Below are 23,289 nucleotides of genomic sequence, written 5' to 3' on the forward strand. Positions count from 1 at the left end.
CTTCATTTCATTGCCATAAATTGATGTTCTGGTAGTGCATTCCACAAGGATTGCAGCCATTTTCCACCACCGCCTTGTTTTAAGGTTTGGCTACTTAACACATCCTCTAGCGCCCCATTACGCAGTAATGCAACACGGTCAGCAAAACGCACCGCCATGGATAAATCATGAGTAACCCATAAAATACCTCGCCCATCACGGCACAAGGATTTCATATTTTCAAGCAGTTGCAGCGCATGTTCATCATCCAACCAAGACGAAATCTCATCCGCGAGGATATATTGTGCACGGGATAATGTTGCACTGCTTGCCAGTACTCGCTTTGCCATTCCTCCAGATAACTGGCTTGGGTAGCTATTCACCAAATTTTCTTGCAAGTTATATTGCTGAAGATGGCGCGCCACATCGTGCATTTTAATGTGTTGGCCGCTGAGTACTGCAGCCCTTTCAAGCTGAGGACCAATTTGGATCAAGGGATTTAGAGCACTAACCCCTTGAGGTATATAACATAACGAGTTGCCCCGATGCTGTGCCTTGTTTTCTTCCGTCAATGCATTGCCATTCAGACTGATATTTCCTTGGCTGCGCATATTATCTGGCAATAAGCCTAGAACACTTTGTAATAAAAGGCTTTTTCCTTCTCCGCTTCCACCAATCAAAGCGACCATTTCCCCTGGCTGAATATCGAGTGAAATGTCTTGCAGTAATGGTGACCACTGTTTACGCCCTAACCAACGAAATTTTGCGACATCAATAGTCAGCTTATCTAAGCTCAACATGTTGCCCCCTTTAGCCATAGCTGCGCCGCGGCTTTTGCAAATTGATCAAATAACAACACTAACCCCATCAAAGCGACACCGGGAAACACCACCAGCCACCACGCCCCTGTACTGAGATAACGTAGTGCATCTGACAATAAAATACCCAATGAAGGTTCATGTGGCGATAGCCCAAAGCCAAGGAAACTCAGTGCCGCACTGTGAAGTACCGCGTGTGGGAACATCAACAACGTACCGACCATCCACTGCGGTAAAATCATGGGTAAATAATGGTAACGCCAACGGTAAACGGCACTATTGCCAATACGCTGGGATAGCATGATGTAATCCGCCTGCTTCACTCGCAGTAACTCGGAACGCAAAATCAGGGTAAGCTTAGGCCAGTGAGTGAGCGCGACCGCCCAGATTACCCCCATTTTTCCGCCGCCCAAAGTAAAGCAAATTAGTACGAGTAACAAAAGATGTGGCAATGCTAATAGTGCATCAATGACGCCGCGTACCGCGTAATCCATCACTTTGCTCACGGAAGACAACCCGGCCATCACTAAAGCGATAAACCCACTGGATACAGCCGCAATCAAACCAATTTGTAAGCTAGTCGCGACGCCTTGGAATGTTCTTTCGAAGAGGTCTCGGCCTAAATTATCCGTACCAAATAAATGAGCCCAAGAAGGGGCAAGCCGCCTATCCAATAGGTTCATTTCAATGTCGGCAGATGACAACCACACGGCATAGCTCGCTAAAATAACCAATAACGTTAGTGAGATAATTAATTTAAATAGCGCTCGATTTGGGTTGTAGGTCATGCGTCTCTCATCACTCCCTTATTCACTTTTTTCAATAAGACATCGGCAACCGTATTACTGAAAAAAATCAGAGTGGCACACAACATCACAATCCCCATCAATAAGGGGATATCGCCTCGTAAACCCGCATCGATGGTTGCTTGCCCCAGCCCTGGGTACGCAAACACTTTCTCAGCAAGAAGCGCCCCACTGAGCAATTCGCCCACAGACGCGAACTGCAAACAAATGGCTGGGGTGATAGCATGTTTAAGTACATGAAAACCTATCATTGACCAACCTTTATCCCCTTGCGCTTGGGCGTAATGAATAAACTCGCTGTTCATTACTTCCATTACTTTTGCTCGGGTGTGTAAGGCAATATTCCCTACGCCCAACATCCCTAACGCAATCACAGGTAAAACAAGGTGATGAAGTTTTTGGGAAAATGTCGCCGTTTCTTCATCTAAACCAATCGGCCATGCACAGCAAATCGGCGCCCACTGCAATGACACCGCAAACAGCGAAAGCAGTAATAATCCGACCCAAAATACAGGGATAGATGCTAATAGGTAACTAAGGGTTGAAATCAGCTTATCTGGCCAGCGGTTGAGATAACGCCCTGCGACTAAGCCCAACACAAATCCAACGATACCCGAAAAAAGCCAAGCGCAAACAAGCAGTGCTAACGAGGGAACAAGGCGATCCGCTATCACTTGCACAACGGGGGTGTTGTACAACATGGAATAGCCCATATCCCCTTGTAACATTTGTGAAAACCAGCGCCAAAATTGCACCCATAGCGGCTGGTCAAGCCCCCAGCGAGCCGCAATTAAGGCGTATTGCTCGGGGGGGACATGCAATAAATCATTACCGATATAGGCTTTTATTGGGTCGATAGGCGAATAGCTTAACAGGATAAAGATCCCTGCCGCTGTCACAGTCAACAAACAGATAAAACGCAATAAAAGCCCAAGAGTCGTCCGCATTACTGGCAAGTCCATGCCCATTCATCAACGTTATTTAACACTGACCAAGAGCCGTGAATTTCAGGCGCACTGGTGCCTAAATCCACACAATTATTCAGCAAATAAATATGTTGTAAGTTCATCAACCAAGCCCATGCGGCATCCCCTTTAATGCCCACGCCCGTTGTGCCATTCCAATCCACTTTTTGCCATAACGGGATAGCCGCATTTTGGTCTGGTTGGCGCAGTGCTTCTTCAATTAACTCATCAACCGCTGCATTTTTATAATAACCTGGATTATAGAAACCAACGCCTGCGGCTTTACTACTGTAGTTATGGACAATTTCCATTGGGTCTAAGCTGCCCCAACCAAACAAGGTTGGGTTGGCGTGCATATTGCGCTCAACGGTTTCCCAACTTCCCGATTTTAAATCCATTTCGATGCCGATAGGTTTTAAGCTTGAGCGGATAGCCTGGGCTAAATCACGGCGTGTGGTATCACCGCTGGCATACCAGAGTGTCAGTTTTGCCACTTTGCCGTCTTTTTCACGCAGGCCATCTTTATTCAGCTTCCAGCCCGCCTCTTCTAAAATAGATTTGGCTTTTTCGGTGTCGCCATCTTTAAAGGCGGAATCAGGGCTATTCCACGGTAGCCCTGCCACACCTGTATAAGCGGGAACAGCAAAACCTTCGAGGACAGATGCGGCTAATAATTTACGGTCAAAAGCGTAGTTAATCGCCTTACGCACCGCAACATCAGAGGTAATATCATTCCCCACAGGGTTACCCTGTGCATCTTTTCCACCTGCTGGTGGAATTGGGAAGGAAATACCACGGTTTTCCACACTATAGCGCTCCACTAACTTCATGTTTTTGACGTTATTAGCATTGGCAGCCACCGCTGCGGGAATACGGACAATTTCCAGCTGGTTACTTTGTGCCGCAGCAAAGGCCGCATCTTCATCAAGGAAGACGAAAACCATTTTATTGAAATCATTTTTTGGCCCAGCGTAGTACGGGTTTTGCTCAACAATTAATTGCTGCCCTGGCTGGAACGCCACTAAACGGTATGGTCCTGCGCCAATTGGGTTATGCGCATAGGTTTTTGCATCGTATTTATCAGCACAAACAATCCCAAGGGAGCCTAATACATTGATAAAAGTACTTTGTGGAGAAGATAAGGTGATTTTGACGGTTAATGGGTCAATTTCCTCAGCTTTTGCAAAATTACCCATATCCACTTTGCCGCCGCTCGCAGCGGCATTATTGTAGGTAAATACTACATCTTTTGCAGTTAATGGCGAACCATCTGAAAATTTCAATCCTTTTTTTAGCGTTAATGTCCACTCTTTCCCATCGGCATTGTGTTGGTAGTTTTCCAGCATATAGCTGTGCCATGAAAGGTCGACTTTTTGTTTGAGTAATGGGCTGTGTAACAGAAGGTAGCTACCGTGGCTCCACCCGAGCATTGGGTCAAAACCTTCAGTCGGTTCTGCACCAATCGCTAAACGTAATGTTTGTGAATGAGCTGGTTCTGCGGCCTGTGATGGCAGCGTCAGCCCCATTAAACACATAGCCGCAACGATATTTTTAATCATACATCCCTCGATAGTTTAGTTTTATTTTTATCACTAAATAAAAATGAAACATCATCAGGCAGTTAATGATATTGGTAACCATTAATTGCCGCTATTGGTGAGATATTCACTGTGCGTAGAGTAACAATGTTTAGTTATATTAAATTTTAAACCACGCTTTCTACGTTCTATATCAATAGAACTTCGAATTTAATGAATAATTCGTAAAAACTCAGCCCCTTTTTGATTTACCTTAATAAATCAAAAAGTAAAATTTACGCTTCCACGTCTTTATCAAATTCAATAGGCGTGGAGTTTAACGATAAATCAGTTATAAAAGACCGGTCATTAGACTGCCTTGATTGCAACCGAAATTGCGATGGCGTCATGGCGTATTTTTTCTTAAATACATCACAAAAATAGGCATTGCTACCAAACCCACATCGATGGCTAATTTGAAATACCGAATAATTTGAGAAGGTTAAATAATTTAATGCCATTCCCATTCGCACATCCAATAATAATTGGCGGAATGATACCCCTTCTCGATTAAGGTGCCTACGCAACGTCGATGGTGTGGTAAATAAGACCTTAGCAACATCCTCTAAGTGCCATTTTTTCTGCGGTTCTTGGGTAATTAAATGGGTAATGGCTTGGTTTTTCGGCTCATCATAATTAAAGCGGAAAATGTTGAGAATATCGACGCCCGCTTGGTATATCGCCAGTAAAATAAAGTACAGGCTTTGCTTCATTAACAACGCTTCTTGAGATTGGCTTTGTTGTTTTAATGGTAAACATTGCTTGAGCAAACTGAAATTATCACTGACCGTTTCAGGGGTTAATACCTGAAACGTGGGAACGTGGCTCGTTAGCGGCGCGCCTGACTTCATTAAGGTCTTTAATAATAAAAAGACCGATTCTAACTCTGAGTCTGCAATCGACAGTGTGTGCAGCTCAATCGATTGATTAGATGCGCACTCCATATTGCAGGAGACTTGGCTGTATTTTGGAATAATGAGCGTCAAATTAGACTGAACATCAATAGATTGACCATTAATCACCACATTCCCTTTCGCTCCTTGCAGCATGGCTATCATCGCGCTTTCAATATAAAACGCTTTTAACACCATTTGGCTTGATGAAAGAAAATATTTATATTCCATAATCTCAATAAACTTTGGTCAAAGTCAGAAATCATCTGCTAGAAAAAGCAGCTTGATGGGCAGACAGAAATACAGCCATTCAGATAAATAGCAAATAATTACGCTAGTTAATGGCTTCCGCTACCTTGCTAGAATGCGGCTCAGAATATAGTCCTGTTAAGTAAAAATCGCAATATAGAGATCCGCTCATTTTTTACTGTTATTTTATGCATTGTGCATTTTTCTAAATAAATTGCTATTTAATTGAAAGGCAATTTTCGATAGAAGGTGTAAAATCGCGCGTCAGATGAATACGAGCCTATAACGCATCATTATAGATAATTATTTTTCGTGTTCATTCACATCCTACCCTACTTGCATTGGCTTATACCACTTAGGGGCTGTTTATCTTTGCTGCTGATTTTTACAGCTAAAAAAGGTCAAAAAAACAATTCAAAAAATAGATAAAAGTGTGTCAATCAAGCTGACTTATTATTTGAGTTAAGTATTGTGCATAAATACTGCCCTACGGGTTCGATTAAAGCACGTTTCACTCATTTGATGCGACGTTGAGAGACTCTTGCCTAAAATGGCTTTAATTCGAATAAAAATTGACCATCAAAGATAAACAGCCCCTAAAGCCCAAACCATTCGGTGAGGGGTATAACTAAACATGTTCGCGTATTGTTCATTACCTGATTTGCAGGAGAAAGTATGTCTGAGTTTTCAGGATCAGGTTGGTTAGCTGAGATTTTTTTACGCTATGAACTCAAACGGGGTACAACACGCCTGACCGATAAACAACATATCGGCCCTTTAATGGTGCAAAGGCCATTTTACCCCGAACCAGGGGTTGCCCACACCTATTTACTTCATCCCCCTGGTGGTGTGGTGGGTGGAGATAAACTCCTGATTAATATTGACGTGCAACCGTATGCCCATTCACTGCTGACCACCCCAGGTGCGACCAAATTTTATCGCAGCGCAGGCGGTATTGCCCGACAAGTACAGAATTTAACGGTTGCCGCTGAGGGCTTTTTAGAGTGGCTACCGCAGGAAAATATTTTTTTCCCTGATGCACAGGTTAGGCTAGAAACCCATATACACGTCGCTGCATCATCAAAATTTATCGGCTGGGAAATCCAATGTTTAGGCCGCCCTGTTTTGGGGGAATGGTTTGAAAATGGCGATGTGCGTGGGCGCTTTAATTTTTACATTGATGACACCCTCACGCTGACTGAATCCCTGTTTATCGATGGCACACAAAAACAGTCTGCTGTCATGCGTGAATATCCCATGATGGGGTCGATGTACATTTACCCTGCCAGTGATGAATTAAAAGAAAAAATCCAACAACATTTAGGTGATTTTTTATCCCCAACGGATAGCCCCATTGAGTATGGGCTAACGGATGTGGATGGCATTTTAGTTTTACGATTATTAGGCACGCAAACTGAGCCGATGATGGCCTGTTTTGCCCATATTTGGCAAACCACGCGGCAGTATTGGCTAGGTTATTGCCCTGAACCTCCCCGTATTTGGGCAACATAAATTTTTCGTTTTAGGAGCAAAAATGGAACTCACCCCAAGAGAAAAAGATAAGTTATTGCTTTTTACCGCAGGCCTTGTCGCTGAAAGGCGCTTAGCCCGTGGGTTAAAACTGAATTACCCAGAAGCCGTTGCCCTAATAAGCTGCGCCATTATGGAAGGCGCACGTGACGGAAAAACGGTCGCCCAACTAATGAGCGAAGGCAGAACGGTGCTCAGTGCGGAGCAAGTCATGGAAGGCGTGCCTGAAATGATCAAAGACATTCAAGTGGAATGCACATTCCCTGACGGCACAAAACTTGTGTCCATTCACGACCCAATTGTATAGGTGGCAATATGATCCCCGGTGAAATTAAAGTGAATCAGGCTTTAGGCGACATCGAACTGAATGCGGGTCGTGAAACCAAAACCATTCAAGTGGCAAATCATGGTGATAGACCGATTCAAGTCGGCTCTCATTACCACTTTTATGAAGTGAATGATTTTTTGAAATTTGAACGAGACAGCACGCTCGGTTTTCGTTTAAACATCCCTGCGGGTATGGCGGTGCGTTTTGAACCAGGCCAAAGCCGCACGGTGGAATTGGTGGCATTTAGCGGTAAACGAGAAATTTACGGCTTCCATGGCAAAGTCATGAGTAAATTAGAGAGTGAGAAATAACCATGAAAACCATCTCACGGCAAGCGTATGCGGATATGTTTGGGCCAACCCAAGGCGACCGTGTACGCTTAGCAGATACAGAACTGTTTTTAGAAATTGAAAAAGACTTCACCACCTATGGGGAAGAAGTCAAATTTGGTGGCGGTAAAGTCATTCGTGATGGTATGGGACAAAGCCAAGTCACTAGCGATAAATGTGTCGATGTGCTGATCACCAACGCCATTATTTTAGACCATTGGGGCATCGTTAAAGCCGATATCGGCATCAAAAATGGCCGTATTGCAGGTATTGGTAAAGCGGGTAACCCTGATGTACAGCCGAATGTGGATATCGTGGTTGGCCCTGGTACAGAAGTGGTCGCGGGTGAAGGCAAAATTGTCACCGCAGGCGGCGTCGATACCCACATTCACTTTATTTGCCCGCAGCAAGCCGAAGAAGGCTTAGTTTCTGGTGTCACCACCTTTATTGGTGGTGGAACAGGCCCTGTCGCAGGCACTAACGCCACAACGGTCACACCCGGCATTTGGAATATGTACCGCATGTTAGAGGCCGTAGATGAGCTGCCAATTAACGTGGGGCTATTTGGTAAAGGCTGCGTAAGTCAACCCGAAGCCATTCGTGAGCAAGTGACCGCAGGTGCAATTGGCCTGAAAATTCACGAAGACTGGGGCGCAACCCCGATGGCAATCCACAACTGCTTGAATGTCGCCGATGAAATGGACGTGCAAGTGGCAATTCACTCCGACACCTTAAACGAAGGCGGCTTCTACGAAGAAACAGTAAAAGCCATCGGTGGGCGCGTGATCCACGTGTTCCATACAGAAGGCGCAGGGGGCGGCCATGCCCCTGACGTGATCAAATCCGTTGGGGAGCCAAATATTTTGCCCGCCTCGACCAACCCAACCATGCCGTACACCATCAATACAGTGGACGAACATCTGGATATGTTGATGGTGTGCCATCACCTTGACCCGTCAATTCCTGAAGATGTGGCCTTTGCTGAGTCACGTATTCGCCGTGAAACCATTGCCGCAGAAGATATTTTGCATGATATGGGCGCGATTTCCGTGATGTCTTCGGACTCCCAAGCCATGGGGCGCGTAGGTGAAGTGATTATGCGCACGTGGCAATGTGCCCACAAAATGAAATTGCAACGCGGCACGATGGAAGGCGATACCCCAGACAGCGATAACAACCGTATTAAGCGCTACGTGGCGAAATACACGATCAACCCTGCGTTAGCCCATGGTATTGCTCATGAAGTCGGGTCGATAGAGAAAGGCAAATTAGCCGATATCATCCTGTGGGACCCCGCATTTTTTGGCGTCAAACCTGCGCTTATCATGAAAGGTGGCCTTGTGGCGTATGCGCCAATGGGGGATATCAACGCCGCCATTCCAACGCCGCAACCTGTGCATTACCGCCCAATGTATGGCGCTCTCGGTAAAGCGAAGTACCAAACCTCGATGATTTTTATGTCAAAAGCGGGGATTGAGGCGGGCGTCCCCGAAAAGCTTGGCTTACAAAGCTTAATAGGCCGTGTTGAGGGTTGCCGCAATATCAGCAAGGCCTCCATGGTGCACAACAGCTATGTGCCGCATATTGAGCTAGACCCTCAAACCTATATTGTTAAAGCCGATGGCGTACCGCTGGTGTGTGAGCCAGCCACTGAGTTGCCAATGGCACAACGTTACTTTTTATTCTGACCCCTGATTAAGAGCCAGAAAATGAAAAAATTTATTAAAGTCGTTCCACCAGAACAACAGACAAACACTGAATTGTCCCTATGCTTAACCATGGATGAACGCACCAAAAGCCGCTTAAAAGTCACCTTAAGTGATGGGCAAGATGCGGGGTTATTTTTACCCCGTGGCACCATTTTAAAAGAAGGGGATATTTTAGCGACAGAAGACGGTGAACAGGTCGCCATTATCGCGGCAAAAGAGCAAGTTTCCACCGTTTACAGCGATGACCCTCTGTTACTGGCACGGGTTTGCTACCACTTAGGTAACCGCCATGTTCCTCTGCAAATTGAAGCAGGCTGGTGCCGTTATTTTCACGACCATGTTTTAGACGATATGGCGCGTGGATTAGGTGCAACGGTCAGTGTGGGTCTGGAAAAATACCAACCAGAACCAGGGGCTTATGGCGGTTCATCGGGTGGTCATCATCACCATCATCATGACCACGATGATCACCATCACCACCACTAATCAGATTCAGGGAGTGTATCGATGCTAGCGGATTTGCGTTTATACCAATTAGTCAGCCCGTCCTTACCTGTGGGGTCATTTACCTATTCCCAAGGGCTAGAATGGGCGATTGAAAAAGGCTGGGTGACAACGCCAGACACCCTCGCCAGTTGGCTAACAGCACAAATGACTCACGCAATCGCGACATTGGAACTCCCTGTTCTGCGGCAAATTCACGCCAATCTTTCACGCTCTGATTGGCAGCAAGTGACTTATTGGTGTGACTTTATTATTGCCAGCCGTGAAACCAAAGAGCTTCGCCAAGAAGAGCGCCAGCGAGGCATTGCCTTTGCCCGCTTGCTCCCCCAACTGGCGATTGAGCTTGATGCCACGGTATTAGCGTGCGTGAAAAAAACACAATTAATGGCCTTTGCCCTTGCCGCCACGCATTGGAACATTGACGTTGAAAAGCTGTGCACCGCCTACACGTGGGGCTGGCTGGAAAACACCGTGATGTCTGGCGTGAAATTAATTCCACTGGGTCAAAGCGCGGGGCAACATATTTTGTTTACCCTTGCCGAACGTATCCCTGAAATTGTGGCGCAATCTGCCACATGGACGGTTGATGATATCGGCAGTTTTACCCCTGCACAAATCATTGCCAGCAGTCGGCATGAAACCCAATACACTCGACTTTTTCGTTCATGAGAAAACACACAATGCAAGAATATAACCAACCCCTGCGAATTGGTGTCGGTGGCCCTGTTGGTTCAGGGAAAACCGCCCTATTAGAAGTTTTATGTAAAGCGATGCGCGATACTTACCAAATTGCCGTCGTGACCAATGATATCTATACCCAAGAAGATGCCAAGATCCTTACCCGTGCCGAAGCATTAGACGCTGACCGCATTATTGGGGTGGAAACAGGCGGCTGCCCGCACACCGCGATCCGTGAAGATGCCTCCATGAACCTTGCGGCCGTTGAAGAGCTGGCAATGCGCCACAAAAATCTGGATATTGTATTTGTGGAAAGTGGCGGCGATAATCTGAGCGCCACATTCAGCCCAGAGCTGGCGGACTTAACCATTTATGTTATCGACGTCGCAGAAGGCGAAAAAATCCCACGTAAAGGCGGCCCAGGGATCACCCATTCCGACTTATTAGTGATCAATAAGATTGACCTTGCCCCGTATGTCGGTGCCTCTTTAGAAGTGATGGAAGCCGATACCGCCAGAATGCGCCCAGTGAAACCGTATGTTTTCACGAATTTAAAGAAACAAGTCGGCTTAGAAACCATTATCGAGTTTATTATCGATAAAGGCATGTTAAGGCGTTAATCGCTTTCGCCACAGAGAATAGGCTTATCTAGCCTGGTTCTCTGTGGTTTTTATCCATATTCACTTCATGCTATACCTGATTCAGTAAAACAGAATGGGTACCGGTGAGAGGTTTACCAAACACACCGTAAAGCCCTGTCGTTCAGGCTGGGGAGGATGTCAATGAAGCTCAGAAGCTAATAACCGGATATATGATCGCATATTACAACCGAGTCAGGCCTCATCAATAGAGTAATGGATTCACGCCCAATAAATCTGAACGACTATTTTGGAAAAACTCGAAAACAGTGGCCAAATTTTATTGACCACTGCACGTTTATTTTATGGGAAATCAACTTATTGCTGATATTAATTTTTAACTTTTTCTGTTAAATCATCACTATAGGTTTCTTTCGTAGCACAGACGCAAGCTATTGTCACTAAAGCCATGCACGCTAAAAATGCAGAGATAGGCCATGAATTCCCCCCCGACCATACCAGTAAAAGCGTTGCAATCATTGGAGTAAGTCCACCCACAACATTTGCGAGTTGGAAACCTAAAGACACACCGGTATACCTGACTTTTGTATCAAACAACTCAGAGAAAAATGCGGGTTGTACACTAAACATCATTCCTAATCCGACTGAATAACAGAATGAGGTGGCGAACATAAACATTTTAACGGAGCCGCTATCAATCATCCAAAATAAAGGAAAAGCAAAGATAAAAGTAATTGTGGCACCAGCTAAATAAACAGGCCTACGCCCGATTTTATCCGATAACCAACCAAAGAATGGGAAGGTAAAAATGCCACAAAAACTCGCTAGCAATAAACCGTTTAATGCTGTTTCACGAGTGAAATCTAACTCACGAGTCACATACGACATGAAAAATGCCACAGTTAGCCACCCTAACACAATTTCCCCCATGCGCATGCCCATGGCTAGAAATACAGATTTACGGTAATGCTTTAATACTGTTAATACTGGGTATTTTTGTTCTTTCGTTTGGGTTGTTTCTTGTTGGCGTTGGTTTTCTTTAAACACTGGGGTTTCTTCAATATTTGCTCGGATATATAACCCAATAAATAATAACAAAATACTCACTAAGAAAGGCATTCTCCAACCCCAGGACATTAAATCATCCTCTGGCAACATGACAACTAAAGCAAAAACTCCCGTTGCAATAAACAACCCTAATACATTCCCTAATTGAACAAAGGTACCAAAAAAACCTCGACGATGACGTGGCGCATATTCCGTAATTAGTGTTGTCGCACCTCCCCACTCACCTCCGATGGCAAAACCTTGGCAAAGACGTAGAAAGATTAAGAGTAACGGAGCCGCATTTCCTATCGATTCATAAGAAGGGATTAATCCAATGCAAAAAGTGGATATTCCCATAATCATCAACGAAATCACCAACGATTTTTTACGGCCTATTTTGTCTCCATAGTGACCAAAAACGATGGCGCCAATAGGACGACTCACAAACGTGATAGACAACGTTAAAAACGAAACGATCAATGCCATTAACGGCGATAAATTTGGGAAAAATAGTGTTGGAAAAACTAATGCCGCTGCTGTGCCATAAATAAAAAAGTCATAAAACTCAATGGTTGTTCCTGCTAGTCCTGAGCCAAGAACGGTAACAAGCTTACGTTGCTGCTTTTTTTCTTGTTCACTTTCTTCATGTACCTGAGCTGTACTTGTCGTGGGTGTTAGTAGTGTCATTTTCAAATCCTCTACACGGTGATTATCGGTGTGCTTGCATTCGTTATATTATGTAAATACCTTGTTATTTGCTAACTCGAGTTAGCTGATAATAGCAAAGGATATGATTGCTCAAAGTTATTATTTATAATTTTGTGATGACGATCTTTTAATCTCTTATAATACTTTGATTTATAAATTAAAAATATTTTATTCATTAATATAGCATTATATTTTCACTGATTTCATACAAAAAATTGAAGGTGAGCAAACTCAGCACAACAACTCAAACGAACACAATAGAAGAAAATTAAACAAATCATTAACACTTGAAGGGTATCAAAATAAAACCAAGCTCTTCGCAAAACAATAGATATAAAAATAAATACTTTAATTACAATGATTTAAAAAACCAACCATGATGTTCATCACATATTTAGTTTAAACAAATTGTGTTACACAACCAATAATAATATTTTGCTAACTCGAATTAGCAAACTTGACACACTCAGCATTTATCATCAGGAGAGCTTCCTATGTTGACTTTTACTCCCCCTAACCGTCCAAAATTAATAACAACTCAACCCAATGAAGTATTATTGGTGACAAATGCTGACTTACGCGAACCTGCGAATGTGACCTGTTGGCCCACGCAGTCTCTGTATGAACAGCGCTTAGCCGATGCGCTAAACACTCTTGGCTACCAAGTCAAACGGGCGCACCCCGTGGATAAAGAAAGAGGACATGGGTTCATCAGTAACCAGCGAGAAGGAAGTGATATTTTTGCGCAAATAGCACCTGATGCCCCCGTTATTGTGTTATTAACGGCATGGCAATATTCACACCATATTGCCCCTTCATTAGTCCATCATCGCGGCCCAATTTTATTGTTAGCCAACTTTGATGGCACATGGCCAGGGCTAGTTGGTATGCTGTGTATGGCGGGTTGTTTAACAAGTTTAGGCTGCCATTATTCACGGTTGTGGTCTGAAACATTCACTGATGAATTCTTTATGAAAGGATTACAGACGTGGCTTGATGATGGTTTTCTCAATCATAAATTGGATTATTTATACCCGCTAAAAGCAACTGATGCCGTTATGGGAACCCCTGAGGGCAAAATTGGCCGTGAAATGGGCCAAGCCATGTTGCGTGATAAAGCTATTATTGGTTTATTTGATAGTTTTTGCATGGGGATGATTAATGGTGTTTTCCCACAAAAATCAATGATTGATATTGGAATGCCGATTGAATCCTTATCTCAATCCGCCTTGCTAGTAGAAATGCAAAAAGTACCACAATCCCTACGAGAAGCCTGCTTGGCATGGTATCAATCCCAAGGAATGACATTTAAATTTGGCACAAACCACAGCAACGAATTAACCCGTGATCAAGTATTAGAACAGTGTGCCATGATGATTGCGATGGCTCGGTTCACAAAAAGATTTGGTTTAAGCGCTGTTGGGGTGCAATACCAACAAGGCTTGAAGGATAGTTGTGCTGCTTCTGACTTTGCAGAAGGCGCTATCGGTAACTCTGCACGCTTCCCTATTCCCGATGAAAACGGTGAAATCATTGCTCCAAACTTGCCTATCACCTGTATTAATGAAGTGGATATGGGTAGCGCTATTCCGCAAGTCATTATGGCTAAGCTATTGCAATCATTAAATATTGCTAGTGAAACAACATTACATGACATTCGTTGGGGAAGCGAGTATGAAGGCACTTTCTATTGGGATTTTGAAATTTCAGGCGCAGTTCCATTTGCACACCTAAAAGGCGGTATTGCTGGGGCAACAGGTTATCGTCAGCCGCCAATGTTCTTCCCTTTTGGCGGTTCCACAATCGCAGGGCAAGGGAAAAAAGGCCGCTTTATCTGGGCTCGTGCCCACTATGAAGGGCTCCAAGTGGTTATGCATATTGGGACTGGTACCGCCGTTGAACTTCCAGATGCCGAATTTGAACGCCGCCGCTTAGCAACAAACTATGAATGGCCATTATTAAATGCTGTACTTGATGGTGTTTCCCGTGATTCATTAATGGCGGGGCATCAAAGTAACCACCTGTCGATTGCCTATGTTGATGAGGACGTTTTAGGTAACGTAGTCCAAGCCTTTGCAGCACAAGCGATGACGCAAAATATTCATGTGTTGATTGCTGGGGACGCCCGTCGATATTTTATCCATCAATAAATAAAAAAATAAGGAACATGTTATGACTGACCCTCTTTTCTCACTACAAGATAAAATAATTATTGTCACCGGTGGATTAGGGCAACTTGGCGTACAGTACGTCAAAGCCCTGCATGAGCGTGGGGCTAAGGTTGCTGTATTAGCAACCCACGTTACACAAGTGCGTCTGACTCAGGTATTAGGCTCATTGAAAGACTCTCCTCGCATCGCATACTATGAAGTTAATATTACAGATAAATCAAGTATTAATGGCGTATTAGATCGCATTGAATCTTCATGGGGAACACCTGATGGTTTAGTGAATAATGCAGGTATCGATACCCAACCAAGCGCGCCACCTGAAGTATCAGGCCCATTTGAAGATTTTCCGGAAGAGGTTTTCCGTGAAGTAGTTGATGTAAATCTCGTCGGAACCTTTTTGATGACTCAGCAAGTCGGAAAACGTATGAGAAAGGCACAAAAAACTGGGTCCATCGTCAATATTGGTTCGATTTATGGTGTTGTGTCACCTGTTCAAGATATCTATAGCTATAAAAAGGAGGATACGGGTATTCCTTTTATTAAGCCTGTTGCCTATGCAGCCGCAAAATCAGGTATCTATAATTTTACCCGTTATTGTGCAACTTATTGGGGGAAAGAAGGTATTCGAGTGAATACATTAACGCTTTCTGGCGTTGCTCGGCAGGATCAAGATCCACGATTCCAAAAAAATTACACTGACCGCATTCCAATTGGTCGCATGGCTAATCCCGATGAATTTAATGGTGCTATTGTCTTTATGCTTTCTAACGCATCTTGCTATATGACTGGCGCAAACCTTGTTATTGATGGAGGCTGGACAGCATGGTAAATCAACAGCAAGACAAATGGGCTAAATTTCGCGGGATTATGTCTGCCATTGTGACCCCAATGCATGACAACGAAGATATAAATACGACAGCATTAGCCATGCTTGTGGAGCACCAAATCGCCCGTGGTGTTGAAGGGTTTTATTGCTGCGGGTCATCTGGTGAAGGTCCACTGTTACATTTAGATGAACGAAAACAAGTCCTTGAAACCATTATCACTAGCAGTAAGGGAAAAGTGCCTGTCATTAGCCACATTGGAGCCCCGAGAACTCAAGATGCCGTCGAATTAGCAAAACATGCGCAAAGTGTGGGGGCGAGTGCCGTTTCTTTAGTCCCTCCTTACTATTATAAATACAGTAATGAAGCGATCATTCGGTATTACCAACGTATTTTAGATGAAACATCGCTGCCAGTTATTTTGTATAACATTCCTCAGTTTACAGGGGTCGAGCTAGACCTTGAAATGGCAAAGACGTTATTTAGCAATGAACAAACATTGGGGGTGAAGCATACCTCTCACAACCTTTACGCCTTAGAACGTATGGTGGATAAGCACCCTGAAAAAGTTTTCTTTAATGGTTTTGATGAAATTTTTCTTTCCAGTTTGGCGGCAGGGACCACGGCAACAGTGGGGACAACCGTGAATATTCAGCCTGAACTTTTTCTCGCGGTTCGCCACTGTTTTGCTAAAGGGGATTTTTTCACTGCACAAAAACTGCAGCATCAAATCAACGATGTCGTTGAAACCATGGTCAATAACGGTATTTTTCAATCAACAAAATACTTGGCAGGACTAGAGCTCGACTATTTAGGCCCTGTAAGAGAACCGTTTATCCCACTGAATGTACAACAAAAACAAGCACTCGATAGCTTGAATTCCCGTTTACAAGAATATATCCACGCAGCACGTGCCTTAATCTAGTGAATCAATGAGCCCTTATTCTCGGGGCTCAGTCTCCCTTAGATATCCCTAGCGACCGATAAAGGCCGATAAATTAACGTCATTGGCACTGTTATTTTCACATTGCTCTTATCACCTTGAAGCTTATTTTGCATTAGATGAAAGGCATGTTGTGCCCATGCATCTTCATTCTGCCCCATGGACCAAACCGCATTTGGTAAAAAACCGAGCATGTCGCTTTCATCAAAAGTACCTATCGGAATTTCCTGAGGAATAAACCCATAAACCTGACGGAGTGCGCTCAATGTCCCTTCTAAGATAGGCAATGACGAAGTAATGAAAGCGGAGGGTGGTTGCTTATTTTTCTTTAAGAATTCATGCATTAAATGTTGCCCATCTTCTTTACGATTATGGCGCGCAGTTAAAACCCAGCTCTGCCGCTCTGGCATTTCATTTAAATAACCTTGTAAACGGCTCTGAATTGACGGTTGTTGGGTATCACCCGCAATAAAAAATAAAGGCTCAACGTTGACGGCCTTTTTAATGGACTGAACTAATGTTTTACTACCGCTATAGTTGTCACTTAGCACCAAAGGAACGTCCATTTCGCCGAAGTCTCGGTCTAAAAATATAATAGGCCGCTTACGGGCTAATTTTCGATGATGTAGCTGAGTTTCTAAAGAAGAAGGGACAATAAATAACCCATCAACATTGCGTTCTAACAAGCTCCGAACGACTTCTTTTTCGTGTTTAGGGTCACTATAAGAACAAGCAATAATCAGCTGATATCCTGCTTTTTGACAACAGGTTTCAAGTTTTTCAGCTAAAGTTGAGAAAAATAAATTCGATAACCGAGGAACAACAAGAGCAAGCGTGTCAGTTTTGTTTAGTTTCAAACTGCGAGCCGCGTAATTAACCACCAGTCCATGGGTTTCAACATAAGACTGAATCCGTTCTTGGGTCGCTTTGCTAATACGGTATTGCTCCGCTTTTTGACTTAAAACTAACCGAACCGTCGTCACTGATAGGTTTAAATCGTTCGCAATTTGCTCAACAGTTTTTGCCATAAGTTCGCTATAATCATTTATAAATAAATTTAAGTATAAACTAATTCGAGTTAGCAATATAGACTAGGCATACAACTGTTAAACTGAGTGCACGAAAAAACACATAAATGACCACGCACGCTGACACCTTCCTTTTGAGCAAAACAAGTCAATATACTGACGATAACAGCAATTGAGTATAAGGGTGCTTTGGTTGCGTAAAAATCGCATCAACGCTGCCCATTTCCACAATTTTTCCTGACTTCAGTATCACAATGCGGTGGCTAATATGCTGTACCACCCCCAAGTCATGGGAGATAAACACCATCGCCAACCCCAGCTTTTGCTGTAACGAAGACAACAAGTCCAACACTTGAGCTTGCGTCGTCACATCAAGGGCCGAGACAGGCTCATCACAAACGAGGATATCGGGTTCACAGGCCAATGCTTGGGCAATTGAGATACGTTGCCGTTGCCCGCCAGACAATGAGGCGGGCCTACGTTTCAATAGCTGACTATCGAGCGAAACTAAAGATAACAGTTCATTTATTCGCTGTTGTTTCTGCACAGCGGTGAGTGTCGAATGCAGTTCAAGCGGCTGCAACAGCACTTGCTCCACCGTATGTTGCGGATCAAAAGAACTTAATGGGTCTTGCACAATCGTTTGAATTCGCGGACGAAGCGCTCTACGCTGACGCTCTTTTAGCGTACTCCACGGCTGGTTAAGTAACTCAATACGGCCATTATTCGGTGTTTGCAATGCTAAAATCAGTTTGCCTAATGTCGTTTTGCCTGAACCTGATTCGCCAACAATACCGAGTGTTTCCCCCCTTTTAAGGGTCAAGGAAATATTATCAACCGCCTGTAATTTTTGCCCATTTGGTAATCGAAAAGCACGAGAGACCTGCTCAACGGATAACACCGTATCAGGTTCTGCACCCACTGATGATGAGGTCGCGGGTTCTGACCAATTTGCTAGAGGATCACGCCCTGTCAGCCAAGTTCCTCGTGAATGCCGGGTAGGCACAGATGACAATAATTTTATTGTGTAAGGGTCCTGGGGAGATTTAAGCACCTGGTGAACATCCCCACTTTCTCGCGGCCGCCCATGCTGCATCACTATCACTCGGTCGGCGATATCGGCGACGACCGATAAATCGTGAGTGATTAATAAAATGCCAATCCCTAACTGCGCTAATGATTTAAACTCTTCCAATATTTGCTTTTGAATAGTGGCATCCAACGCAGTCGTCGGTTCATCCGCAATTAATACCCGCGGTTGTCCCGCCAATGCAGATGCGATTAGCGCCCTTTGACGCAACCCACCCGATAATTCATGGGGGTACATTTGTGACCGATTAAGGGGGTCAGGTATTACAACCATCTCGAGTAAGGCGTTAACTTTTTGGGGGATTTCGCTACGTGACGCTAATCGATGAGCCAGTAGTGGCTCTGCAATTTCTTGACCTATTTTGCGTAAGGGATCTAAAGACGTCAGAGCATCTTGTAACACAAAACCAATTTCTCGTCCGCGTATCTTTCGCCAGTTAGATTGGCTTTGATGGCGTAAATCAATTTCATGGCTTGCCCCTTGAGGGTCAGTGTGAAGCAGTGCTAAGCGTTTAGCAGAGACCTCTGCGTTATCCCCCGTAAGGCCGACTAACGTGCGAGCTGTTACGGATTTTCCTGAGCCCGATTCCCCAACTAATGCAATAATTTCACCCGCATGTAATGTAAAAGAGACCCCAGAAACTGCGTGAAAATTTTCATTTTGCGATAAAAAACGCACATGCAAGTCTTCAACCTGCAAAACCGCTCGGCCTTGTTCCGTGATGTTAGGATTCATTAAAATTCACCTCGCGCAATCAATCGCTGTATGCGTCTTCCCATCAATGTAATGGTGATCACTGATAATGCAATCACCGTTGCTGGCATTAAACTTATCCATGGCGCACTGTCTAAATAGTTTCGGCCATCCGCAAGTAAAGCCCCCCATTCTGCGGTTGGCGGGGTAACTCCCAACCCTAAGAAACTCAATGCCGAAGCGGCTAACACCGCATGACCAACACCAATGGTGGCTAATATGAGTAACGGGCGCAGTGTATTGGGAATAATATGTCGAAAAATAATACGGTTTGCTGGCATTCCGAGTGCAACAGCATGCTCAACATAACCAGAGGATTTCACCAGTAAGACTTGCGAACGGACTAGGCGCGCATAGCCTGCAATTGCCGCAATCCCAACCGCCAGCAATGTATTTTCGGGCCCACGCCCTAATACCGCTATCACTAATAACGCCAGCAATAAATCTGGAAAAGCCAACATGATATCGAGTAAACGCACCAGTGGTGTACGGATAAACCTCGGGGTCAATACAGCCGCATTGCCTAGTAAGATGCCGCCTAAACATGCAATTAATGTGGCACCTAAACCAATACTGAGTGATAGCGAAGTACCATAAACCACCCGTGTATAAACATCTCGGCCTAATTGGTCTGTGCCAAACCAGTGTTCAGTACTCGGAGGTTGCAAAATAGCCGTTAAATCAACCTCATCCGGTGCATAATGAGTAAACCAAGCTGGGAAAAACATCGCGAGCAACAATATCGTCAACACCATACTTGGTAACAATAGGCCACGATATTTCATTACAAATTGGGAGAGCACCCGCGGCCGCGCCACATTGATTCCATATACATCACTACTCATCAGATAGCCTCCTGTTTACGTAAGCGAGGGTCGATTAACAAATAAAGGCCATCAATCAATAAATTAATCACAACAAATAAAAAAGCAGAAAACATCACGAGCCCAAGTACCAACGGCATATCCCGATTTTCGATGGCGCCTAACATAATTTGACCAATGCCCGCTCGCCCAAAAACCGTCTCCGTTAATACAGAACCTCCTAGCACCGACGCTAGCAATGTGCCGGTTAAGGTTGATATAGCCAATGCCGCATGGCGCAAGACATGACGAGCCCGTAGCATAAGTTCACTGACTCCCCGCATCCTAACCGTCGTGGCAAAAGGCTGAGCTAATGCCTCTTCCATACCATCACGCAGTACCTGACTTAACACGGCAATTAACGGTAGACTCAACGTAATCACCGGCAATACCAGTGATATCACCCCTTGATTGCCAGTGACAGGAAACCACTGCAATGAAAAACTAAAAATACTGAGCAGTAAAATACCAATCCAATACACTGGGGTACTCAGTAAAATGAGTTCTAAACCAACAATCAGGTCTTTCGCTTGATGCCGACGTCCTGCGGTTAAAACGGCATTAATAATCGAAACCAATAACGCAAAACCTAATCCGCCCAATGCTAAAGGCAAGGTCTCTTTTAACCCATTACCAATCACTGAAATAACAGGTTGACGGTATAAATAACTCTGACCTAAATCCCCTATCAATGCATGCCCTGAATAACTTATGTATTGCTGCCACAAGGGCTTGTCTAAACCAAATTGATGAATAATCTCCGCTCTGACGGTTTCATCAACTACCCCTTCGCTACCCGTTATGACACTAACTGGGTCACCCGGTATAAATTTAACCACCGCAAAAGAGAGTGTTGCCGCGCCCCAAAGCACGGCAATAATCATCAATAAGCGATAGCTAACTAACCGGAACTTACGGTTTAATCCATGCATCATAGAAATTCGGCTTCGCATTAGTCGCCCAGTTAATACCCTGAACTTGTTTAGAGACACCAAGCTGATAAGCTGGGATATAAAGTGGTACAACATAAGCTTGGTCAATAATTTCACGTTGGATTTCATGATATAGACGCTCCCGCTCTGCATCATTCGTTCCTACCGCCTCAGATAATTGCTTATCCAATGTATTCACACGAGCGTGGTTGTTACCTTGTGGTGGTGTAAATGCAGAATGGAATGCGGTACGCAAAATATCGGGTTCAGGGCGAACAAAGAAGTTTGATGCAATATCATAATTACTCGTCGCTGTTCGCTCATTGAATACCCCCGCATCAACAGGGTCAAATTGCAGGTTAAAACCCGCTTTTTTGGCCTGCTGCTGAACCGCTTGGAACAAGGTGACGTCTGCGGCTTCTACGTTCGTGGGTACATAGGTAAAGCGCACAAGCAGCTGCTGGCCATCTTTCGTGCGATAGCCCTCTTTATCTCGTTGGCTCCAACCCGCCTCATCTAATAAACGTCCTGCTTTTTCAGGGTCATAACCCCATAAATTACGTACGGATGGGTCGTAATACAGCGTTGCTGGCCCTAACACATTATCGGCGGCACGTAATGAACCAAAAAAAGCCGCATTCACCGCGACAGAAGGGTCAATCGCACTTTGGAATGCCTTACGTAATTTCACATCTGAAAATACGCCCTTACCTGTATTCAAATACAATACGCGGTTAACACCAGGATTTTCATAAGTGATCACATTCAGCTTGGGGTTATTTTTAACTTGTTTAAAATTCACTGGAGGAACTGCATCAATGGCTTGAATTTGACCGCTGTTTAGTGCTCCCAAACGAACCGAGGCTTCTGGCAAATATTTAAATTCAATGTGATCTAAATACGCGGGGCCTTGATGAGTCGCATAACCAGGCCCCCAATTATAGTCAGCACGCTTGGTTAACTTGCTGCCACTTCCCTTCACAAATGAATCTAAGAGGAATGGCCCCGAGCCCACCAAAGTGAAACTGGTATTTGGGGTATTCTTCAAATATGTCGGCGATTGAATGCCAAGGTACGGTAAGCTTAAGCCTTGTAGTAACGGTGCAAATGGTTCGTCATAGCGAATCACCACCGTATACTCATCAGGGGTAGTAATGGAAGTAATGGGACCTAATAATGATTTTGAATAATGGGAAATTGTTTTAGGGTCTAAAATACGCTCAAAATTGTACTTAACCGCCTCTGCATTAAACGGCGTGCCATCACTAAACGTGACATCTTTGCGTAAATGGAATACATATTCTTTATTGTTATCGTTGATTTCCCAGCTGTCCGCTAGCCACGGTGTAAAGCGGTTGTCCTCTGCTTGGCCCACTAATGAATCTAGCACATTTCGTGACACCACAGCGGCAACTGAATACGCTGTCAATGATGGATCAATAATTGGAGTATCACTGCCTAAGCCCACGGTTAGCGTTCCACCACTGACGGGGGTTTCTGCTGCGGCAAAACTTAAAGGTGCTGCCAATAGACTCAGTGCAACGGTGGCCGTTGTTAAAATATTGGCATTGTTTTTTTCAAAATAGGTATGTCGTTTACTCATCCTTTATTCCTTTTCAAATGGTCGCCGCATAAATTGCGTTAGCTCTACTCTATGAATAGGAATTTAAAGAGAGAAAGAATAAAAAAAACTGAGTTATTTATTTTAATTATAAGGCAATTAAAAAACCGAACTAATTAATCACAATCAAAAACTCATTTAATACAATAAAATCATGTAAACTCAACTTATATCCATTAATTATAGCTAACTAAAAATAGTTATATATCATTTTCATCATTGATTAAATTTGTATTTTCTATTTTAAACGTCTATTCCCCCATAACCAGAAGAAATTATCAATCAACGATAAAACCCAAACAACAAATTGATAAGTAAACATTTTTATATTTTATAAAGATTCAA

General features: G+C 44.0%; 21 protein-coding genes and 1 pseudogene. 11 read left to right on the top strand and 11 right to left on the bottom strand.

Going from position 1 to position 23,289, the window contains the following annotated elements; all coding sequences use genetic code 11:
• Positions 1–2 precede the first annotated feature (2 nt).
• The 5 genes from AABS66_RS16790 to AABS66_RS16810 form a co-directional block, all read right to left on the bottom strand.
• Positions 3–779, bottom strand: a complete 777-nt coding sequence (locus AABS66_RS16790; protein ID WP_206083667.1) for an ATP-binding cassette domain-containing protein — start codon at positions 777–779, stop codon at positions 3–5.
• Positions 773–1,585, bottom strand: a complete 813-nt coding sequence (locus AABS66_RS16795) for an ABC transporter permease (protein WP_206083666.1) — start codon at positions 1,583–1,585, stop codon at positions 773–775. Before AABS66_RS16795 ends, AABS66_RS16790 begins: the two co-directional genes overlap by 7 nt.
• Complete coding sequence (locus AABS66_RS16800; RefSeq protein ID WP_430225198.1) at positions 1,582–2,565, bottom strand: ABC transporter permease; 984 nt, start codon at positions 2,563–2,565, stop codon at positions 1,582–1,584. The genes AABS66_RS16795 and AABS66_RS16800 overlap by 4 nt, the downstream gene beginning before the upstream one ends.
• Positions 2,550–4,127: an ABC transporter substrate-binding protein gene (locus AABS66_RS16805; RefSeq protein ID WP_430225199.1), complete on the bottom strand. Its 1,578-nt coding sequence runs from the start codon at positions 4,125–4,127 to the stop codon at positions 2,550–2,552. The genes AABS66_RS16800 and AABS66_RS16805 overlap by 16 nt, the downstream gene beginning before the upstream one ends.
• Before the next feature lie 254 nt (positions 4,128–4,381).
• On the bottom strand, positions 4,382–5,269 hold the full coding sequence (locus AABS66_RS16810; RefSeq protein ID WP_272539287.1) for an AraC family transcriptional regulator: 888 nt from the start codon (positions 5,267–5,269) through the stop codon (positions 4,382–4,384).
• A gap of 693 nt (positions 5,270–5,962) precedes the next feature.
• Here AABS66_RS16810 and AABS66_RS16815 point away from each other — a divergent pair.
• The 8 genes and pseudogenes from AABS66_RS16815 to AABS66_RS16850 all read left to right on the top strand — a co-directional run.
• Positions 5,963–6,799, top strand: a complete 837-nt coding sequence (locus AABS66_RS16815; protein ID WP_272574054.1) for an urease accessory protein UreD — start codon at positions 5,963–5,965, stop codon at positions 6,797–6,799.
• 22 nt (positions 6,800–6,821) lie between these two features.
• The gene (locus tag AABS66_RS16820; RefSeq protein WP_206083661.1) at positions 6,822–7,124 is read left to right on the top strand and encodes an urease subunit gamma; all 303 of its coding nucleotides are present in this window, start codon (positions 6,822–6,824) and stop codon (positions 7,122–7,124) included.
• An 8-nt stretch (positions 7,125–7,132) separates the two neighbouring features.
• Entirely contained in the window at positions 7,133–7,456 is a 324-nt protein-coding gene (locus AABS66_RS16825; RefSeq protein WP_430225200.1) for an urease subunit beta, read from the top strand.
• Between the two features lie 2 nt (positions 7,457–7,458).
• The gene (gene ureC / locus AABS66_RS16830; protein WP_349415584.1) at positions 7,459–9,162 is read left to right on the top strand and encodes an urease subunit alpha; all 1,704 of its coding nucleotides are present in this window, start codon (positions 7,459–7,461) and stop codon (positions 9,160–9,162) included.
• Between the two features lie 21 nt (positions 9,163–9,183).
• Entirely contained in the window at positions 9,184–9,669 is a 486-nt protein-coding gene (ureE, locus tag AABS66_RS16835) for an urease accessory protein UreE (RefSeq protein ID WP_349422067.1), read from the top strand.
• A 21-nt stretch (positions 9,670–9,690) separates the two neighbouring features.
• Positions 9,691–10,356, top strand: coding sequence for an urease accessory protein UreF (locus AABS66_RS16840; protein WP_430225201.1), 666 nt, complete (start codon positions 9,691–9,693; stop codon positions 10,354–10,356).
• Between the two features lie 11 nt (positions 10,357–10,367).
• A complete protein-coding gene (ureG, locus tag AABS66_RS16845) occupies positions 10,368–10,985 on the top strand; it encodes an urease accessory protein UreG (RefSeq protein WP_125890373.1) in 618 nt (205 codons plus the stop codon).
• A 164-nt stretch (positions 10,986–11,149) separates the two neighbouring features.
• Positions 11,150–11,290, top strand: a pseudogene (locus AABS66_RS16850) (IS3 family transposase); the annotation flags it as partial.
• Between the two features lie 43 nt (positions 11,291–11,333).
• On the opposite strand, the gene AABS66_RS16855 reads toward AABS66_RS16850, so the two are convergent.
• Positions 11,334–12,698, bottom strand: coding sequence for an MFS transporter (locus AABS66_RS16855; protein ID WP_206083656.1), 1,365 nt, complete (start codon positions 12,696–12,698; stop codon positions 11,334–11,336).
• A gap of 515 nt (positions 12,699–13,213) precedes the next feature.
• Here AABS66_RS16855 and AABS66_RS16860 point away from each other — a divergent pair.
• Genes AABS66_RS16860 through AABS66_RS16870 form a run of 3 tightly spaced genes read left to right on the top strand, consistent with a single transcriptional unit; the run spans position 13,214 to position 16,639 of the window.
• Positions 13,214–14,869 carry a signal transduction protein gene (locus AABS66_RS16860; protein WP_206083655.1) on the top strand — a complete coding sequence of 552 codons (1,656 nt, stop codon included), beginning with the start codon at positions 13,214–13,216 and terminating at the stop codon, positions 14,867–14,869.
• A 22-nt stretch (positions 14,870–14,891) separates the two neighbouring features.
• Positions 14,892–15,719 carry an SDR family oxidoreductase gene (locus AABS66_RS16865; RefSeq protein WP_430225202.1) on the top strand — a complete coding sequence of 276 codons (828 nt, stop codon included), beginning with the start codon at positions 14,892–14,894 and terminating at the stop codon, positions 15,717–15,719.
• Positions 15,713–16,639 carry a dihydrodipicolinate synthase family protein gene (locus AABS66_RS16870; protein ID WP_272539282.1) on the top strand — a complete coding sequence of 309 codons (927 nt, stop codon included), beginning with the start codon at positions 15,713–15,715 and terminating at the stop codon, positions 16,637–16,639. The genes AABS66_RS16865 and AABS66_RS16870 overlap by 7 nt, the downstream gene beginning before the upstream one ends.
• A gap of 38 nt (positions 16,640–16,677) precedes the next feature.
• On the opposite strand, the gene AABS66_RS16875 is transcribed toward AABS66_RS16870, so the two are convergent.
• From AABS66_RS16875 to AABS66_RS16895, 5 genes are all read right to left on the bottom strand, one after another.
• The gene (locus AABS66_RS16875; protein WP_206083652.1) at positions 16,678–17,685 is read right to left on the bottom strand and encodes a substrate-binding domain-containing protein; all 1,008 of its coding nucleotides are present in this window, start codon (positions 17,683–17,685) and stop codon (positions 16,678–16,680) included.
• A 148-nt stretch (positions 17,686–17,833) separates the two neighbouring features.
• Positions 17,834–19,510 (bottom strand): dipeptide ABC transporter ATP-binding protein, encoded by a 1,677-nt coding sequence (locus AABS66_RS16880; protein WP_430225203.1) that lies wholly within the window; start codon positions 19,508–19,510, stop codon positions 17,834–17,836.
• Positions 19,510–20,313 carry an ABC transporter permease gene (locus AABS66_RS16885; RefSeq protein WP_241016817.1) on the bottom strand — a complete coding sequence of 268 codons (804 nt, stop codon included), beginning with the start codon at positions 20,311–20,313 and terminating at the stop codon, positions 19,510–19,512. Before AABS66_RS16885 ends, AABS66_RS16880 begins: the two co-directional genes overlap by 1 nt.
• 59 nt (positions 20,314–20,372) lie before the next feature.
• The gene (locus AABS66_RS16890) at positions 20,373–21,326 is read right to left on the bottom strand and encodes an ABC transporter permease (RefSeq protein WP_206083805.1); all 954 of its coding nucleotides are present in this window, start codon (positions 21,324–21,326) and stop codon (positions 20,373–20,375) included.
• The gene (locus AABS66_RS16895; RefSeq protein ID WP_206083649.1) at positions 21,304–22,926 is read right to left on the bottom strand and encodes an ABC transporter substrate-binding protein; all 1,623 of its coding nucleotides are present in this window, start codon (positions 22,924–22,926) and stop codon (positions 21,304–21,306) included. The genes AABS66_RS16890 and AABS66_RS16895 overlap by 23 nt, the downstream gene beginning before the upstream one ends.
• Positions 22,927–23,289 lie beyond the last annotated feature (363 nt).

Origin of the sequence: Providencia sp. SP181 (assembly GCF_050446505.1) — a bacterium.
Classification (GTDB): Bacteria; Pseudomonadota; Gammaproteobacteria; order Enterobacterales; family Enterobacteriaceae; genus Providencia; species Providencia vermicola.

What these genes read in the sequence shown, in the direction of transcription:
- AABS66_RS16790 (WP_206083667.1), bottom strand. Translation starts at nt 779, where the DNA reads ATGTTGAGCTTAGATAAGCTGACTATTGATGTCGCAAAATTTCGTTGG.
- AABS66_RS16795 (WP_206083666.1), bottom strand. Translation starts at nt 1,585, where the DNA reads ATGACCTACAACCCAAATCGAGCGCTATTTAAATTAATTATCTCACTA.
- AABS66_RS16800 (WP_430225198.1), bottom strand. Translation starts at nt 2,565, where the DNA reads ATGGACTTGCCAGTAATGCGGACGACTCTTGGGCTTTTATTGCGTTTT.
- AABS66_RS16805 (WP_430225199.1), bottom strand. Translation starts at nt 4,127, where the DNA reads ATGATTAAAAATATCGTTGCGGCTATGTGTTTAATGGGGCTGACGCTG.
- AABS66_RS16810 (WP_272539287.1), bottom strand. Translation starts at nt 5,269, where the DNA reads ATGGAATATAAATATTTTCTTTCATCAAGCCAAATGGTGTTAAAAGCG.
- AABS66_RS16815 (WP_272574054.1), top strand. Translation starts at nt 5,963, where the DNA reads ATGTCTGAGTTTTCAGGATCAGGTTGGTTAGCTGAGATTTTTTTACGC.
- AABS66_RS16820 (WP_206083661.1), top strand. Translation starts at nt 6,822, where the DNA reads ATGGAACTCACCCCAAGAGAAAAAGATAAGTTATTGCTTTTTACCGCA.
- AABS66_RS16825 (WP_430225200.1), top strand. Translation starts at nt 7,133, where the DNA reads ATGATCCCCGGTGAAATTAAAGTGAATCAGGCTTTAGGCGACATCGAA.
- ureC (WP_349415584.1), top strand. Translation starts at nt 7,459, where the DNA reads ATGAAAACCATCTCACGGCAAGCGTATGCGGATATGTTTGGGCCAACC.
- ureE (WP_349422067.1), top strand. Translation starts at nt 9,184, where the DNA reads ATGAAAAAATTTATTAAAGTCGTTCCACCAGAACAACAGACAAACACT.
- AABS66_RS16840 (WP_430225201.1), top strand. Translation starts at nt 9,691, where the DNA reads ATGCTAGCGGATTTGCGTTTATACCAATTAGTCAGCCCGTCCTTACCT.
- ureG (WP_125890373.1), top strand. Translation starts at nt 10,368, where the DNA reads ATGCAAGAATATAACCAACCCCTGCGAATTGGTGTCGGTGGCCCTGTT.
- AABS66_RS16855 (WP_206083656.1), bottom strand. Translation starts at nt 12,698, where the DNA reads ATGACACTACTAACACCCACGACAAGTACAGCTCAGGTACATGAAGAA.
- AABS66_RS16860 (WP_206083655.1), top strand. Translation starts at nt 13,214, where the DNA reads ATGTTGACTTTTACTCCCCCTAACCGTCCAAAATTAATAACAACTCAA.
- AABS66_RS16865 (WP_430225202.1), top strand. Translation starts at nt 14,892, where the DNA reads ATGACTGACCCTCTTTTCTCACTACAAGATAAAATAATTATTGTCACC.
- AABS66_RS16870 (WP_272539282.1), top strand. Translation starts at nt 15,713, where the DNA reads ATGGTAAATCAACAGCAAGACAAATGGGCTAAATTTCGCGGGATTATG.
- AABS66_RS16875 (WP_206083652.1), bottom strand. Translation starts at nt 17,685, where the DNA reads ATGGCAAAAACTGTTGAGCAAATTGCGAACGATTTAAACCTATCAGTG.
- AABS66_RS16880 (WP_430225203.1), bottom strand. Translation starts at nt 19,510, where the DNA reads ATGAATCCTAACATCACGGAACAAGGCCGAGCGGTTTTGCAGGTTGAA.
- AABS66_RS16885 (WP_241016817.1), bottom strand. Translation starts at nt 20,313, where the DNA reads ATGAAATATCGTGGCCTATTGTTACCAAGTATGGTGTTGACGATATTG.
- AABS66_RS16890 (WP_206083805.1), bottom strand. Translation starts at nt 21,326, where the DNA reads ATGATGCATGGATTAAACCGTAAGTTCCGGTTAGTTAGCTATCGCTTA.
- AABS66_RS16895 (WP_206083649.1), bottom strand. Translation starts at nt 22,926, where the DNA reads ATGAGTAAACGACATACCTATTTTGAAAAAAACAATGCCAATATTTTA.